Origin of the sequence: Flavobacterium sp. WC2409, assembly GCF_041200085.1 — a bacterium.
In the GTDB taxonomy this organism is placed as follows: Bacteria; Bacteroidota; Bacteroidia; order Flavobacteriales; family Flavobacteriaceae; genus Flavobacterium.
Genome location: NZ_CP165625.1, coordinates 2,026,048 through 2,041,073, shown reverse-complemented (window position 1 = coordinate 2,041,073; position 15,026 = coordinate 2,026,048). Strand labels below are relative to the sequence as shown.

The window sequence follows — 15,026 nt, the reverse complement described above, 5'->3', positions numbered from 1 at the left end:
CTCCTAAATAAATTCTTTTTTATTTTCAATTATTTTGTGTTACAATCTTGAAGGTATTGCTACTAATGGTACATTAGTATTTATTTTTAAAAAATTATTTATGAAAGAAAAATCAATTTTATTACTACTGTTTACAATTGCATTTTTTGCACAAAATAGTTCAGCTCAGGAGCTCTACACTCCGCGAAATATCAAAGAAGCCTATGCTAAGGGAACTCGTTCCAAAATAGGAAAACCAGGAGACAATTACTGGCAAAACCACGGTAAATATACTATGGAAATTAGTGTAGATCCTACTTCTAAAATGGTTAATGGTACAGAAACTATTATTTATGAAAACAACAGTAAGGATACTTTGAAAACCCTAGTTATTCGTTTTGTAAACAACTTGCATAAGCCTACTGCTCCAAGAGGAGGTGAGGTAAGTCCTGACTTTTTATCAGCGGGATTAACTATCACGTCTTTTAAAATTGATGGAGAAGTCTACAATGAAAATGCTAAAAATTGGGGGACTGTGGGAGTTGTTAAACTAAAAAAAGCTATCGCACCTCATAGCAAAACTCCAATAGATATTGACTGGAATTATCCTTTGTCTAAAGAAAGTGGGCGTGAAGGTCAAATTGATGAAACTACATTTTATGTAGCTTATAGTTATCCTAGAGTATCTGTTTATGATGATTACAATGGTTGGGATAGATTACCACATACAGACCGTCAAGAATTTTATAACGACTTTAATGACTACAGTTTTTCGATCAAAGCACCCAAAAACTACGTTGTTTATGCTACAGGAGATTTATTAAATCCTGATGAGGTGTTACAACCTACATTTTCATCCCGATTAAAAGAATCGTATACTTCGGATGCAGTTATTCATATTGCAAACGAACAGGAAATGAAAGAAGGAAAAGTTACTTTACAAAACGATTGGAATACTTGGAAGTTTGAAGCCAATGCTATTTCGGATGTGTGTTTTGGTTTAAGTAATCACTATCTATGGGATGCAGGAAGTGTAATTGTAGATAATAAAACAAACCGCCGTGTAAGCACACAAGCGGCTTATGATGTGAAAGGAACCGATTTTATAAACTCAGTAAAAAACACCAATTATGCTTTGGGATGGTTTTCTAATAACTGGCCTGGGGTACCTTATCCGTTTTCAAAAATGACTGCTTTTCAAGGATTTGCTGATATGGAATATCCAATGATGGTCAATGATTCTCAAACTGGAGATCCTGTTTTTGCACAATTAGTACAAGATCACGAAATAGCGCATACTTATTTTCCTTTTTATATGGGAATTAATGAAACTCGTTATGCTTTCATGGATGAAGGTTGGGCTACAACATTAGAATATTTGATAGGAATTTCAGAACATGGCAAAGAAGCAGCAGATAAGTTTTATAAGCAGTTTAGAGTCAATCGCTATATTAACGATAAATCTACCGAAGAGGATCAACCTATTATCTCTATGTCATCTCAACTTTCAGGGTCTGGTTATGGAAATAATTCCTATGGTAAAGCATCACTTTCTTACCTAGCTTTGAAAGATTTATTAGGTGATGAATTATTTAAAAAAGTGCTACATGCTTATATGGAAGATTGGCATGGGAAACATCCTATTCCATGGGATTATTTCAACTCAGTGAATACGAACTCAGGTAAAGATCTAAATTGGTTTTTTAATAACTGGTTTTTTACTAATAATTATATTGATCTTGCTATTGCAAATGTGAATACCACAAAACAGTCAGTTGAAATAAAAAATGAAGGTGGATTTGCAATTCCGTTTGATGTAGTAATTAGTTATACTGATGGAACCAAAGAAACGATACATGAGACGCCAGCTATTTGGGAAGCAAATCAAAAAATGACAACGATTAACCTAAAAGGCTCAAAGAAAATAAAGGCAATAACAATTGATGGGGGACTTTTTATGGATGCTACACCTTCAGATAATAGTTGGGCCTCTAAATAATTTAAATTCATTAGAATATAATTGTTCCTTATATTTTAAAAAAGGGAATAAGAGTAAACAAAGAAACCGATTCGTTTTAAAAAGCGAACCGGTTTCTTAGTTTAAATGTATGGAGAAGTTTTTTTGAAAATAGTAATCTATACGCTTTATATGTGACAATTACCTATCAAAATTTTAGTTGGGTACGTTTTTTACTACACAGTTTTTTGAATTTATTAAAAATATAAATGTCTGATTATCAGTATTTTTCATTATATTTATATAATAAACAACTAAAATATATAGTACTATGGAACACATTAAAAAATTTTTGAAGCCCCTTTTAATATTAGTTTTTATGGTTACAGTTTTATCTTGTAAGAACAATAAAACAGAAAAAGTAGAAGAACCAAAAAAAATGGAGGAACCTGTTATGCCAGAGGCTCCAGTATTTACCCCTTTTGATGTAATTGTAATAAAGCACAAAGTAGTCAATTATGATAAGTGGTTATTAGCCTATAATGCCCATGATTCAATAAGACAAAGTTATGGAATCACCCACTTTGTGATAGGAAAAGGAATGGAAAATGAAAATATGGTTATTGTCATTGATAAAATGAATGACATAAAAAAAGCAAAGGAATTTAGTACACTGCCAAGTCTTAAGGATGCGATGAAAAAAGCGGGTGTAATGGGTGTTCCTACTTTTTCTTTTTACAATGTAATTCGAAATGATGATTCAAAAATAAACATCAAAGATCGACTAATGGTCACTCATAAAGTAAAAGATTTTGATGCATGGCTCAAAGTGTATGATGCAGAAGGGACAGCAAAAAGAATGGAAGAAGGGCTTATAGATAGAGGAATGGCTCGTAGTGTTGATGATCCTAATATGGTAACTTTAGTTTTTGCAATATCAGATATGAAAAAAGCTAAAGCGGCTATAACTTCTGAGGCTAAGAAAAAAGTAATGATGGACGCTGGAGTAGTGGGAGCACCTGAAATGTTTTATTATAAATTAGTAGAGTAATTAATTATTATATCTATAACAAACCGTCTTTTTTATTGAAATGAGACGGTTTTTTTTATGTTTTTTAAATTAATTAGGAACAATATAAAAACGGTATATGGCTTCAACCTTAAAAAAAAGACTATTTGATAAATTAGAGTTCATTTGAGTTCTGTCGTCTCCAAATCGTAAAGATGAAATTCCTAAATCAATTTTTTGATTTGCAGGATAAACTTCATAATTGTTATTTGAAAACCCTAGTTTAAAGCGTAATAATAAATTTTTATTTATGGAGTTGTTTTGAATATATGACGAAAATTCTAAAGAGTTGTTTTGTACATAATTTGGATTTAGTTTCTCTTTCGAAAGTCTAAAACTTTCAGAATTACCAAAATAATCAATTCCTAATTTTGTGTTTTTAGCAATGCTATAATTCACATCAAAATCACCAGGGAAAGATACGTTTAATTCAAAAAGGGAATTAGGACTTTTATAATAGATTCCAATTAAAGGGGAAAAATACAATCCAAATGCTTCGGTACTACTATATAAACCAAAACGATAATTAAGAGTATTACTTTTCTTATATTTAAATACCACTGCACCTCCAAGATAAAAATCATTTTTATCTATGTTAGTATAATCTGAGGCTAATTTTGGAAGAAATACATAAGTAGTACTCCAATGTTCAGAATATTTTACTTTCATTCCTAATTTTAATCGGGTAGTATATAAATGATTATATTCTGTATTGGGAAATAATTGTAAGGATTGTTTATTAAAGTCGGCTCCTGTAATAACTGCATATTTATCGTTTAGAACTAAAGGAAATAATGTACTTGCTCTAAAGGTTGAAATAGTTGTGTTTTCGGAACTATTTTCAAAAGAAGTGTTTCCAGATTCTCCATAATTGACATTTATCAAATCGACATATTCTTGAGAATTACTTAAGAGAGGAAGTATTAAAAATAACAGGGTTAGTAATTTTATTTTCATTCTCTAAATATAGTGTTTTTTTTTATTTTTATTTTTTAACTCCTTTATTTTAAATTAATTGAGTAATTTAGAGTAAAATAGGAATAGCTTTGAAAGGTTAGAATTTATTATAGTAATAACTCAAAAGGTAACAGTATCAAAAAGAAAATTAAAATAGTAAATAAAAGCATCCACGAAAGATTACATCGTGAGCCATATTACACCCATCCCAAACTGAAGTTTATCCCTAATATTGTTATAAATCTGTTTAGTTTTATCCTGGCATTTGCGGTTGTGGCAAGTTTATTATTTTTACTGTTGCGTTACTTGATCAATAAATTTTATCACTTAACTTGATATAAACTTGAGATCCATATAATGGAACTATTTATAATTTCAATCAATTTTAGGAGTTGTTTTTTTTGAAGTAATTGTTGATCCAACGGAAGCAATTACGACAAAAATTACGGCTAAAACTTCATTAAAAGTGAGGTGCTCTTGTAAAAATATAAGTGCACAAATAGAGGCTGCTGCAGGTTCTAGACTCATTAATATACTAAATGTTCTGGCAGGAAGTTGACCAAGAGCTTTCATCTCCAATGTAAAAGGAATTGCACTTGACAAAAGAGCTAATGCTATCCCTAAATAAAGGAAAGTAGGAGTGAGATTATTTAAGCCGTTTCCTAAAATTCCAAAAGGAACTATTAATATCGAAGCAAATAGCATTCCTGTGGCTACAGCTTCTCCACCTTTCATTATTTTCGAAATTTTTCCACCCAAAACGATGTAAGCTGCCCAAAGCGCACCAGCCAATAGCGCAAAGAGTACACCTAAAAGATCAATTCCATTATCAGACCAAGGTGCTATTAAAACAATTCCTGCGGCAGCAAGTAGAACCCATAAATAATCTAATAATCGCTTTGAACCCATTACTGCTACTACTAAAGGGCCAATAAACTCTAGTGTTACTGCAAGTCCAATTGGGATTCTCTCAATAGCGAGATAAAAGATTAAATTCATGGCACCCAATGACAAACCATATGGAATTACAATTTTCCATTGATTGGGAGTGATTTTGAATAAATTGGGTCTGTAAACAGCAAAAAGAATGATTGCTGATATACCAATTCTTAGCGAAGCAGTGCCTGCGGCACCGATAGAAGGGAAAAGAGTTTTTGCTATAGCAGCACCAGACTGAACACTTATTATAGCGAAAAGAACAGCTGGAATTGGAGGAATATTGAGTAATTTATTTTTCACTTTTTGATTGTAGATTTAGGTTCGTAAAACTACAAAATTTATGCATCAAATGATTTTGTAATTGTATACTAAATGTGGTTAAACTGTTAGACAGTTTTAATTACTTTTGAAATAAAAAAAAGAATGGGATTTAAACATTTATTTAAAGCAAAAGTAACATGGTCTTCGATTTTAAATCGGGAAATTTCGATAGTCAAGACGTACAGTAAAAGTCATACTATCGCAATTGAAGGTAAGCCTATTTTAAGTGTTTCAGCTGCCAAAGCTTTTAAAGGAGATCCAACTTTGTATAATCCCGAAGACTTGTTATTAAGTAGTATAATTTCGTGCCATATGATGTCGTATTTGTACGTTTGTGGGAAAGAAGGAATAGAAGTTATTTCCTATACAGATGCTGCTGAGGCAACACTTGAAGTTACTGAAGATGGTAGTGGTCGTTTTATTGAAGTTCGTCTTTATCCTAAAGTTGCTATTAGGCAACCAGAAAAGATTGCGGAAGCATTAACTTTACATAAAAAAGCCAACGAATTATGTTTCATTGCGAACTCTTGTAACTTTCCTATTGTCCATTTTCCTAGTTGTGAAATAGAATAAATAAAAAAAACCTTGTAAATCAATGATTTACAAGGTTTTTTGTGGAGTCGCCGAGAATCGAACTCGGGTCCAAACAAGCAACTAAGAAGCTTTCTACACGCTTATTTCCTGATTGAATTTTCGATTATGTGATTGGCCAGAAACAGCCGCACATAACTTATCTTCTTTAGTTCGAAATCCACCCGAAGCTTATGGAAATCTAGGTTTAAATTTACGATTCACCTTGATCGACCGCTATAAACCAAAGCTTTCGAGGTAAATCCTGCTTTCCTATCTTATAGGAACTAGGCTAATCTTACTATGATTCAGATTATGCAGCAAGAGCGTAGTTTCCTTCGCCGTGTAAGTGTTTTGAAACCTTTTATTAACGAGAATTGTCCCAGTTCTCGACGTGCTTACTTGTCAATTCGACTTGCTGTCAAAACCAGTCGACCCCTTTTTATTTTACCATCGCTGATAATTTTGAGTTTGCAAATGTATTCTTTTCTAGTTGAAATTACATTTTAAACACTCTTTTTATTCTACAAATATCATTCCTCTTTTCCATCATCATCCAGTTTGAATGGATAATCTCCAAAAAGTGCAGCTAAATTCCGAACCTTATAGGTACTTCGATTGAATTTATTTGACAAAGCAATAATTGTAACCTTTTCTTCTGGTAAAGTAATATAAGCAGAAGTATTACCATGCCACCAGCCATTATGAAAATAGAAATTTTGTCCTGTAGGCCAATTGATCATTCGCATACCTAAGCCATAATTTTTTGTTCCTTTATGTTCGTTACTATATCCTATAAAGGCTTGTTTTAGTAATTTTGGATCTAAAAAACTGGCAGAATTACGACCATCATCAAATTTTAATAAATCTCTAGGAGTAGAGTAGATGTTTTTATCACCATATATCGCATCTAAATAATCCATATTAATCAATGAAAAATTCCCTCTGTAAGAAGGTGTAGCCGTCAATTTGTCTTTTTCATAATCAAAAACATAAGTGTCTTTCATCCCTAATGGTTTGAAAACAATTTCTTGCATGGCATCTTTGTAAGGCTTACCTGTTATTTTTTCAATTATTAATGCCAACATGGCATAATTAGTATTGCAATAGCTAAAACGAGTATTGGTTTTAAATTCTAAATCAATCCCTTTTGTTGCCATGATAGTCAAGATATCTTGATTGCTTAGAATTTTATGTCGGTCCCAAATTCCTTTTTTTTCTGTAAAATAGGCGTAATTACGCATCCCAGTTCTATGGTTTAATAGCGTTTTTATAGTAACATCTGGATAAGGAAACTCTTTTAGGATGGTAGTTACTTTTTGGTCTAATGTTATTTTTCCGGCACTTACTAATTTTAATACTGCTGTTGCTGTTATTACTTTACTAACAGAAGCGATATGCAAGGGCGTTGTGCTAGTCATTTCTGACTTGGTTTTGTGATTTGAAATACCTTCATATCGTTCAAATATAATTTGACCATTTTTCGCCACAAGAAAACCCCCATTTAAACTATTATGAGGCCAGTTTTTGTTGTAAAAATGAAGGATAGAATTCTTTTTAGACTCGTAATACTTTTCACTAAGTTTTGGCCCAGAATTGATTACAAGACTTGCTTTCTCTTTTGTGTTTGCTGTTGAATTTGATTCCGATTTATTCTTTTCTTTACAGCCACTCAAAACCAATAAGAGCATGAGTATTTGTAGTATATTTGCTTTTTTTATAAAAATCATTACTGTGGTGCTAGAAAGGCAAATATATGGAATCAATCCCTTTAGTCCCTTTTTTTAGCAAACGTTAACAGTATTTTATTAAAGTTTTTAGAACTGTTTTTCTATTGTTTTGGACCTCAGCTTTTAAAATTTTTTAGGATTTAATTTTTTTTATAAAACCCAACTTAATGTTGTTTAAATTGTTATATTTGTAACAATAACATTGATTAAAGTTATAATAATACATGTAAAACTAAGATATGAAATTCGGAATTTTAAAAGAAAGAAAAAGCCCACCTGATCGAAGAGTCGTTTTTTCTCCTAGTGAGTTAGTTCAATTAAAGCAACTTTATCCAGATGCAATTGTAAAAGTAGAAAGTTCAGATATTAGAATTTTTTCTGATGAAGAATATAAAAAATTAGGAATTGAAGTTACTTCTGATATAAGCGATTGTGATGTATTATTTGGAGTTAAAGAAGTTCCTGTTGAAAATCTAATCCCTAATAAATCCTATTTCTTTTTTTCACATACTATAAAGAAGCAGCCATACAATAAAAAATTATTACAAACAGTTTTAGAAAAAAGCATTGATTTATATGATCATGAAACAATAGTAGATGCCGAAAATCGCAGATTGATTGGTTTTGGTAGATATGCTGGAATAGTTGGTGCTTATAATACGATTCGTGCTTTTGGAATCAAATTTGAATTATTTAAATTACCAAAAGCGGAGACACTTTCAGGTAAAGAGGAGTTAATTAGACAATTGAAACGGATTATTTTCCCACCCATTAAATTTGTTGTTACCGGAAGCGGTAAAGTAGGAGGGGGAATAAAAGAAGTGCTGGATGCTATAAAAATCACGGAGGTTTCGGTTGAAAATTTCTTATCTAAAAAGTATGCACAAGCTGTTTATACCCAAATTGATGTTTTAGATTATAATAAACGCATTGACGGACAAGTACTAAATTGTAAAGACTTTTACGATAACCCTAAAGAATATATAGGAGATTTTGAACGATTTACGAAAGTATCTGAAATTTTAATTACAGGTCATTTTCATGGGAATGATGCACCAGATATTCTGACAAAAGAGATGCTTCAAGCAAAGGACTGTAAGATAAAAGTAATTGGTGATGTTTCCTGTGATATCAACGGGCCTATTGCATCGACTCTTAGAGCTTCAACTATAGCAGAGCCTTTATACGGTTATTTACCATCGGAGCATAAAGAAGTGGATGTTTTTCACCCTGCTGCTATTGTAGTTATGGCCGTTGATAATTTGCCTTGCGAATTGCCAAAAGATGCCAGTGAAGGTTTTGGAACTATGTTTATGGAACATGTTATTCCTGCCTTTTTTGATAACGATAAAGAGGGTATTCTTGAAAGAGCCAAAATGACCGAAAAAGGAAAACTGACTCCAAGATTTAGTTATTTACAAGATTATGTTGATGGGAAGTAGTTAGTATTGAATGTTGTCCTTATTGCATATATGTTAATAAACAAAAACCCTGAAATGTTTTATCATTTCAGGGTTTTTGATTTATAAATCAAAATTTATAATTATTTTAAGCTTCCTACCATATCTTCTGGTTTTACCCATGCATCAAAATCTTCGGCAGTAACATACCCTAAACGTACTGACTCTTCTTTTAAAGTAGTTCCGTTTTTATGAGCTGTTTGAGCAATTTCAGCTGCTTTGTAATATCCAATTTTTGTATTCAAAGCCGTAACAAGCATTAATGAATTGTCAACTAATTCTTTAATACGTTTGTAGTTAGGTTCAATACCTTGAGCACAGTGTTCGTCAAATGAGGTACATGCATCTCCTAATAAACGTGCTGATTGCAAGAAGTTTGCCGCCATTACTGGTTTGAATACATTTAATTCATAATGACCTTGCATTCCACCAACAGTGATTGCCACATCATTACCCATTACCTGAGCACATACCATTGTTAACGCTTCACATTGTGTTGGGTTTACTTTTCCTGGCATGATGGAAGAACCTGGTTCGTTTTCTGGGATGATTAACTCACCAATTCCCGAACGAGGTCCAGAAGCTAACATACGAATATCATTAGCAATTTTATTTAATGAAACAGCCAGTTGTTTTAAAGCACCATGTGATTCAACAATAGCGTCATGAGCTGCTAGAGCTTCAAATTTATTTTCGGCAGTTACGAATGGATGACCTGTAAATTCAGCAATATATTCGGCTACTTTTACATCGTATCCTGCAGGTGTGTTTAGTCCAGTTCCTACAGCAGTTCCTCCTAAAGCAACTTCAGATAAATGTGCTAAAGTATTTTTAACTGCTTTTAAACCATAGTTTAATTGTGCTACATATCCTGAAAGTTCTTGACCTACTGTAAGTGGAGTGGCATCCATAAGGTGTGTACGACCTATTTTTACCACATTTTTGAATTCAGTTGCTTTAGCATGTAATGTATCTCTTAATTTTTCAACTCCAGGAATTGTAACTTCTACAACCGCTTTGTAAGCTGCAATATGCATTCCTGTAGGGAAAGTATCATTAGATGATTGTGATTTGTTTACATCATCATTTGCTTTAATAAACTGCTCTCCTTCACCAATTGCAAATCCCTTTAAAACTTGAGCACGATTAGCTACAACTTCATTAACGTTCATGTTACTTTGTGTACCAGAACCTGTTTGCCAAATTACTAATGGAAATTGATCATCTAATTTCCCAGCAAGAATTTCATCACAAACAGCTGCAATCGCATCTCTTTTTTCAGCAGGAAGGACTCCTAGGTCGCAGTTAGCATAAGCTGCTGCTTTCTTTAGGTAGGCAAAACCTTCTACTATTTCTTTTGGCATGGAAGCAGATGGTCCTATTTTAAAATTGTTTCTAGAACGTTCTGTTTGTGCACCCCAATATTTATCAGCTGGAACTTGCACTTCACCCATGGTGTCTTTTTCTATTCTGAATTTCATTTTATTATTTATTTGTGTTATGTTGAAAATTGATTTAGTTGCACTGCATTCTGTTTTCTAGCCCCGATAGTAGTGAAAATCCTTATATGCCATTGTTTGGCATGTAAGATTGTAACGAATAGCGGGAATAGCTCCTAAAATTGAGCTCAAAAATACGTATAAATACTAATTTATGAAAATTGATTTGTTTTTTTATTGCTAAGAAAAAATAATAAACATACATTTGTACTTACATTCAAAAATTCCGGAAAACATGTTTGAATTTTCACAGTATTTAGGCTTTTTACTTTTTTTATCAATCCTTACATTAGGATTTTGGTTAATGTTTTTTTTAGTTGGTTTCGTATCCTATTGGGTAGGTGGAGCAACTTGGGAAGCATATAAAGAGAAAAGAAAAGCAAAGAAAGAGCAATCAGTTTAGTTTGATTGACACATAAAAAAAGGACCCGTTTTTGCGAGTCCTTTTTTTTTATGCCTAAAAATTGTGTTTTTAGATTGTAGCTTTATGGATTATTTTATAAATAGGGACAATGTTGTATTGTTATAATAAAAAAAAAAGGACCTATTTTCATGAGTCCTTAATCTTGCTTTTATCCTGGAAATCCACCACCTTCTTCTTCACCATTTTTCGGAGCATTTTTATCTCTATCCGATTTCTTTTTATTGATTCGGTAAGTGAATGATAAATTGAATTGTCTTTTTCTCCATTGAAATTCACTGTAATTGCTTACACTAGGTAAGTTAGTCTCGGATCTCATTTTTCGGGTATTGAAAATATCACTAATATTGAAGGCAATCGTTCCTTTGTCTTTTAGGATATCTTTACTAAATGAGGTGTTGATACCGTATTGACCTAGGTTTTTACCTTGAGCTGTTTTACTAGGTCCAAAGTACATTCCGCTTAATTGCCAATCAATTTTGTAAGGCAAAGTTAATCGAGAGTTTACTCTAGTAAACCAAGAGGTTGCTTGGTTATCTAGGTTTTGAGTTACTACTACATTTTGTGAATTTGTATATTGAAAATCTCCTGTTGTTTTAGTATTAAATAAGTTGAAGCTACTGTTGATTTTCCAAGCTTTAATTGGGTTGTAGTTTAAAGTAAATTCAAAACCAATTTTTTGCTCTTTTCCAATGTTAATTGGAGTGCTCAGAATCACTGGAGTACCATTTACAAACTCTCCACTTTCATATCGTACAAATGAAAATACATCAGTGGTGTTTTCAAAATACATGGAAGTATTTAAGGTTACTTTATCCCAACGGTTGATGTAGCCTAAATCAAATTTATCCGTTAATGAAGGATTTAAATCTGGGTTTCCTTTAAAAATATTAATATTACTTGAAATGTTAGGAGTAGGGTCTAAGAATCTACCTCTTGGTCTAGATAAACGTTTGCTATAGCTTAAAGATAAGCTACTTTGATCTGAAACTTCATAATTGACAAATGCACTAGGGAAAAATTTATTGTATTTTTTATTGTTGAATTCTTGGGTATCAAGTAAGTTAACATCAATATTGGTGTCTTCCCAACGTAAACCAAATAAGTAAGAGAACTTGTTTACCTTGAAACCGTATTGTGTGTACAGCGCATTAATTTTTTCTTTATACTCTAATGTATTTGACAAAAGATTTCCAAGGTCACTACCATCATCAGAGAAAATATCGAAGGCTTTGTTTAGATTGTTAAAGTTTCCTTTGTATCCAGCTTCAAATTGGCTTCCTTCTCCTATTGGTAAAACGTAGTCCGCTTGAATTTGATATTGTTTTTGTATTGCATCATTATAAGTAGTACTATACGTGTTTTGATCAGGGAATGTTTCGTTAATACCATTGATTGCGGAATCATCGATATCATTTTCTCTAGAATAAGATGCGTCAGCTGTCAGTTTATGCCCTTTATCGTTGAAATTTTTAATAAAATTCGAAGAATATTCAAAGTCTTTTCCAGTTGTGTTTCCACTATTTAAACGAGAACTTTTTGAAGTAAAACTTTTATTGGCATCAAAATTATTATAGTTCACTAAGTCTTCCGTACTTCCCGTATTATTTTGATAGCTAATAGAGTTTGTCCAAAACGTATTTGGAGTAATCGACCATTCTACACCAGTTTTGGTTGTAATTCCTTTTCTGATTCTTTGTGTATCGCGAGATTCATCAATGAATTTATTAGTAGAACCATCCGAATTGAAATATTGAGAGTTTGTTTTTCCACCACCTTCATTAGTTCTATAATTATAACCAGTAGTTGTGAAGTAATTCATTTTCTCTGTTTTATAATTTAAGTTTCCGCTTAAACCATAGGTTTCTGGAATTCCTGTAGAGGCAATAAAGGTTCCGTTTAAACCTTGATTTTTTCCCTTTTTAAGGATGATATTCAAGATACCAGCACCACCTTCAGCATCATAACGTGCCGATGGATTTGTAATTACTTCCACTTTATCAATTGCGTCTGCTGGAATTTGGCGCAAAGCCTCAGCCATATTTAGAGCATTTGAAGGGCGTCCATCGATGAAAATTCTAACATTATCACTACCTCTTAAACTAACGTTTCCTTCAACATCTACAGAAACGGAAGGTACATTTTCTAATACATCACTTACTGTCCCTCCTTTTACAAGCATATCCTGACCTACATTATATACTTTTTTATCCAGCTTAATTTCGACAGTAGATTTCTCAGCACGAACAACTACTTCGTTTAATTGTGCGGCGTCTTCTACCAAAGAAATAGTTCCTAAACTAGTATTTTCTTTTAAAGTTTGTTTTAATTCGATGGATTTAAAAGAAATAAACTCAATTTTAATCGTGTACATTCCTGGGAATACATCGATATTAAATTCTCCCTTTGTGTTTGTAATTCCTCCAGCAATCACTTTTGCATTCTTTGAGTTAATAAAAGTAACAGTTGCATACTCTAGCGGTTGCTTACTTATTTTCTCAATAACAGTTCCTGTGATTTTTATTTTAGGCATTTCGGCTCCAGCTGGACCAGCTGGTCTTTGTTGTGCAAAATTCAGTAGAAATGTGAAGAACAAGGTGAGGGTCAAATAATATTTTAATTGATAACGCATTAGTTTTTAGTTTAGATTATGGCAATTTGATTGCAAAAATTGCATTTGGTTTAAAGGGTAAATCATAAAAAACTGTTAAATAAAAAAGCTTCCCGCTACAGGAAATGGTTGACTTTCTCTAAGTCCCTGCCAATGATTGCTTTATCTCCTTTTATAAGGATGGGTCTTTCAATAAGAATTGGGTTTGATACCATGGCATTAATTATTGATTCGTCAGTCATAGATTTATTTTTGTAATTTTCAATCCAAATTTTTTCTTTTTGGCGTACTAATTCTAGTGGTTTTAAATGAAGCTTTTTTAATAGTAAAACTAAGTCTGGATAAGTAGGTGGTAGCTCTAGATATTTTATAACTGCATATTCTTGTTTTGTTTCTTCTACTAGTACTAAAGCATTTCTTGATTTTCCGCAACGAGGGTTATGGTATATTTGTATCATTTGTTTTATTTTTGTTTTTTAGTCTATATTAAAATAAAAAAGGTATTTTCGACTGACAAAAATAGACTTTGATAGTCTAATTATACTCATATTTAAATTAAATAAATGTTTATAGAGCAAGGTGTTAATTCAGAAAATAAGTTTTGGAAATATTTAGTAGGTTCTACTTTAATTATAGTGACCTCTTTTGTGGGGCAAATTCCATTATTAGTTGGACTTTTATATGAAGTAATGATAAATGGAAAGGCTTATCCGTCAAATAACGAAGATATAATGCGTTTTTTTGAGCCTAATCTCACTTTGTTTTTAATCCTAATTTCGTTTGTTTTTACTTTAATTGGGATTTATTTTGTGGTACGGTATCTTCACAATCAAACCATGCTTTCCATAACTACCTCAAGAAAAAAAATGGATTGGAATCGATTTTTTTATTCTTTTTCAATCTGGTCTATTTTTACAATTGCTTCTACTTTAATTTTTTATTACGCGAGCCCTGAGAATTTTGTTTTCAATTTTAAACCTATTCCTTTTGCGATTTTAGTAGTTATAGGAACGCTTTTGATTCCTATTCAAACTAGTACAGAGGAATATGTTTTTAGAGGATATTTAATGCAAGGATTTGCTAATTTATCCAAGAACAAATGGTTTCCATTATTGATGACTTCTGTTATTTTTGGAGCAATGCATCTATCGAATCCGGAAGTCTCTAAAATGGGAAATATCATCTTTATTTATTACATAGGTACCGGTTTATTTTTGGGAATACTCACTTTGATGGATGAAGGAATGGAATTGGCATTGGGTTTCCATGCAGCAAATAATTTAATTAGTGCATTATTAGTTACCTCAGATTGGTCTGCTTTTCAAACGAATTCTATTTTTAAAGATATTTCAGAACCAAAAGCGGGAATCGATGTTATCTTACCAGTAATAGTTATTTACCCATTACTTTTATATATCTTTAGTAGAAAATACAATTGGTCTGACTGGAAAGAAAAATTAACTGGAAAGATTGAATTAAATAAGGAAACAAACATCTTATAAACAACATACTA

General features: G+C 32.1%; 12 protein-coding genes and 1 other RNA gene. 6 read left to right on the top strand and 7 right to left on the bottom strand.

The window, feature by feature from the left end; genetic code table 11:
* Nucleotides 1–100: 100 nt before the first annotated feature.
* A complete protein-coding gene (locus AB3G34_RS08750) occupies nucleotides 101–1,978 on the top strand; it encodes a M1 family metallopeptidase (RefSeq protein WP_369752171.1) in 1,878 nt (625 codons plus the stop codon).
* A 337-nt stretch (nucleotides 1,979–2,315) separates the two neighbouring features.
* On the top strand, nucleotides 2,316–2,987 hold the full coding sequence (locus tag AB3G34_RS08745; protein WP_369752170.1) for a hypothetical protein: 672 nt from the start codon (nucleotides 2,316–2,318) through the stop codon (nucleotides 2,985–2,987).
* Nucleotides 2,988–3,056: 69 nt separating this feature from the next.
* Here the strand turns inward: AB3G34_RS08745 and AB3G34_RS08740 are convergent, their stop codons facing one another.
* Complete coding sequence (locus AB3G34_RS08740) at nucleotides 3,057–3,962, bottom strand: DUF6268 family outer membrane beta-barrel protein (protein WP_369752169.1); 906 nt, start codon at nucleotides 3,960–3,962, stop codon at nucleotides 3,057–3,059.
* 375 nt (nucleotides 3,963–4,337) lie between these two features.
* Nucleotides 4,338–5,201 (bottom strand): DMT family transporter, encoded by an 864-nt coding sequence (locus AB3G34_RS08735; protein WP_369752168.1) that lies wholly within the window; start codon nucleotides 5,199–5,201, stop codon nucleotides 4,338–4,340.
* Between the two features lie 123 nt (nucleotides 5,202–5,324).
* Here AB3G34_RS08735 and AB3G34_RS08730 point away from each other — a divergent pair, with 123 nt between their 5' ends.
* A complete protein-coding gene (locus tag AB3G34_RS08730) occupies nucleotides 5,325–5,795 on the top strand; it encodes an OsmC family protein (protein WP_367770859.1) in 471 nt (156 codons plus the stop codon).
* Between the two features lie 39 nt (nucleotides 5,796–5,834).
* Here AB3G34_RS08730 and ssrA read toward each other — a convergent pair.
* Nucleotides 5,835–6,231, bottom strand: a transfer-messenger RNA (tmRNA) gene (gene ssrA, locus AB3G34_RS08725).
* Between the two features lie 94 nt (nucleotides 6,232–6,325).
* A complete protein-coding gene (locus AB3G34_RS08720; RefSeq protein WP_369752167.1) occupies nucleotides 6,326–7,522 on the bottom strand; it encodes a serine hydrolase domain-containing protein in 1,197 nt (398 codons plus the stop codon).
* 239 nt (nucleotides 7,523–7,761) lie between these two features.
* Here AB3G34_RS08720 and AB3G34_RS08715 point away from each other — a divergent pair, with 239 nt between their 5' ends.
* On the top strand, nucleotides 7,762–8,964 hold the full coding sequence (locus AB3G34_RS08715) for an NAD(P)-dependent oxidoreductase (protein WP_369752166.1): 1,203 nt from the start codon (nucleotides 7,762–7,764) through the stop codon (nucleotides 8,962–8,964).
* Between the two features lie 101 nt (nucleotides 8,965–9,065).
* Here the strand turns inward: AB3G34_RS08715 and fumC are convergent, their stop codons facing one another.
* On the bottom strand, nucleotides 9,066–10,463 hold the full coding sequence (gene fumC / locus AB3G34_RS08710) for a class II fumarate hydratase (RefSeq protein ID WP_367770851.1): 1,398 nt from the start codon (nucleotides 10,461–10,463) through the stop codon (nucleotides 9,066–9,068).
* A 253-nt stretch (nucleotides 10,464–10,716) separates the two neighbouring features.
* Between fumC and AB3G34_RS08705 the strand changes: the two genes are divergently transcribed.
* The gene (locus tag AB3G34_RS08705; RefSeq protein ID WP_367754008.1) at nucleotides 10,717–10,884 is read left to right on the top strand and encodes a hypothetical protein; all 168 of its coding nucleotides are present in this window, start codon (nucleotides 10,717–10,719) and stop codon (nucleotides 10,882–10,884) included.
* A 169-nt stretch (nucleotides 10,885–11,053) separates the two neighbouring features.
* Here AB3G34_RS08705 and AB3G34_RS08700 read toward each other — a convergent pair whose 3' ends face one another.
* On the bottom strand, nucleotides 11,054–13,534 hold the full coding sequence (locus AB3G34_RS08700; RefSeq protein WP_369752165.1) for a TonB-dependent receptor domain-containing protein: 2,481 nt from the start codon (nucleotides 13,532–13,534) through the stop codon (nucleotides 11,054–11,056).
* A gap of 95 nt (nucleotides 13,535–13,629) precedes the next feature.
* Nucleotides 13,630–13,971, bottom strand: a complete 342-nt coding sequence (locus AB3G34_RS08695; RefSeq protein ID WP_369752164.1) for an ArsC/Spx/MgsR family protein — start codon at nucleotides 13,969–13,971, stop codon at nucleotides 13,630–13,632.
* A 105-nt stretch (nucleotides 13,972–14,076) separates the two neighbouring features.
* Here AB3G34_RS08695 and AB3G34_RS08690 point away from each other — a divergent pair, with 105 nt between their 5' ends.
* A complete protein-coding gene (locus AB3G34_RS08690; protein ID WP_369752163.1) occupies nucleotides 14,077–15,015 on the top strand; it encodes a lysostaphin resistance A-like protein in 939 nt (312 codons plus the stop codon).
* The last annotated feature ends 11 nt before the right edge of the window (nucleotides 15,016–15,026 follow it).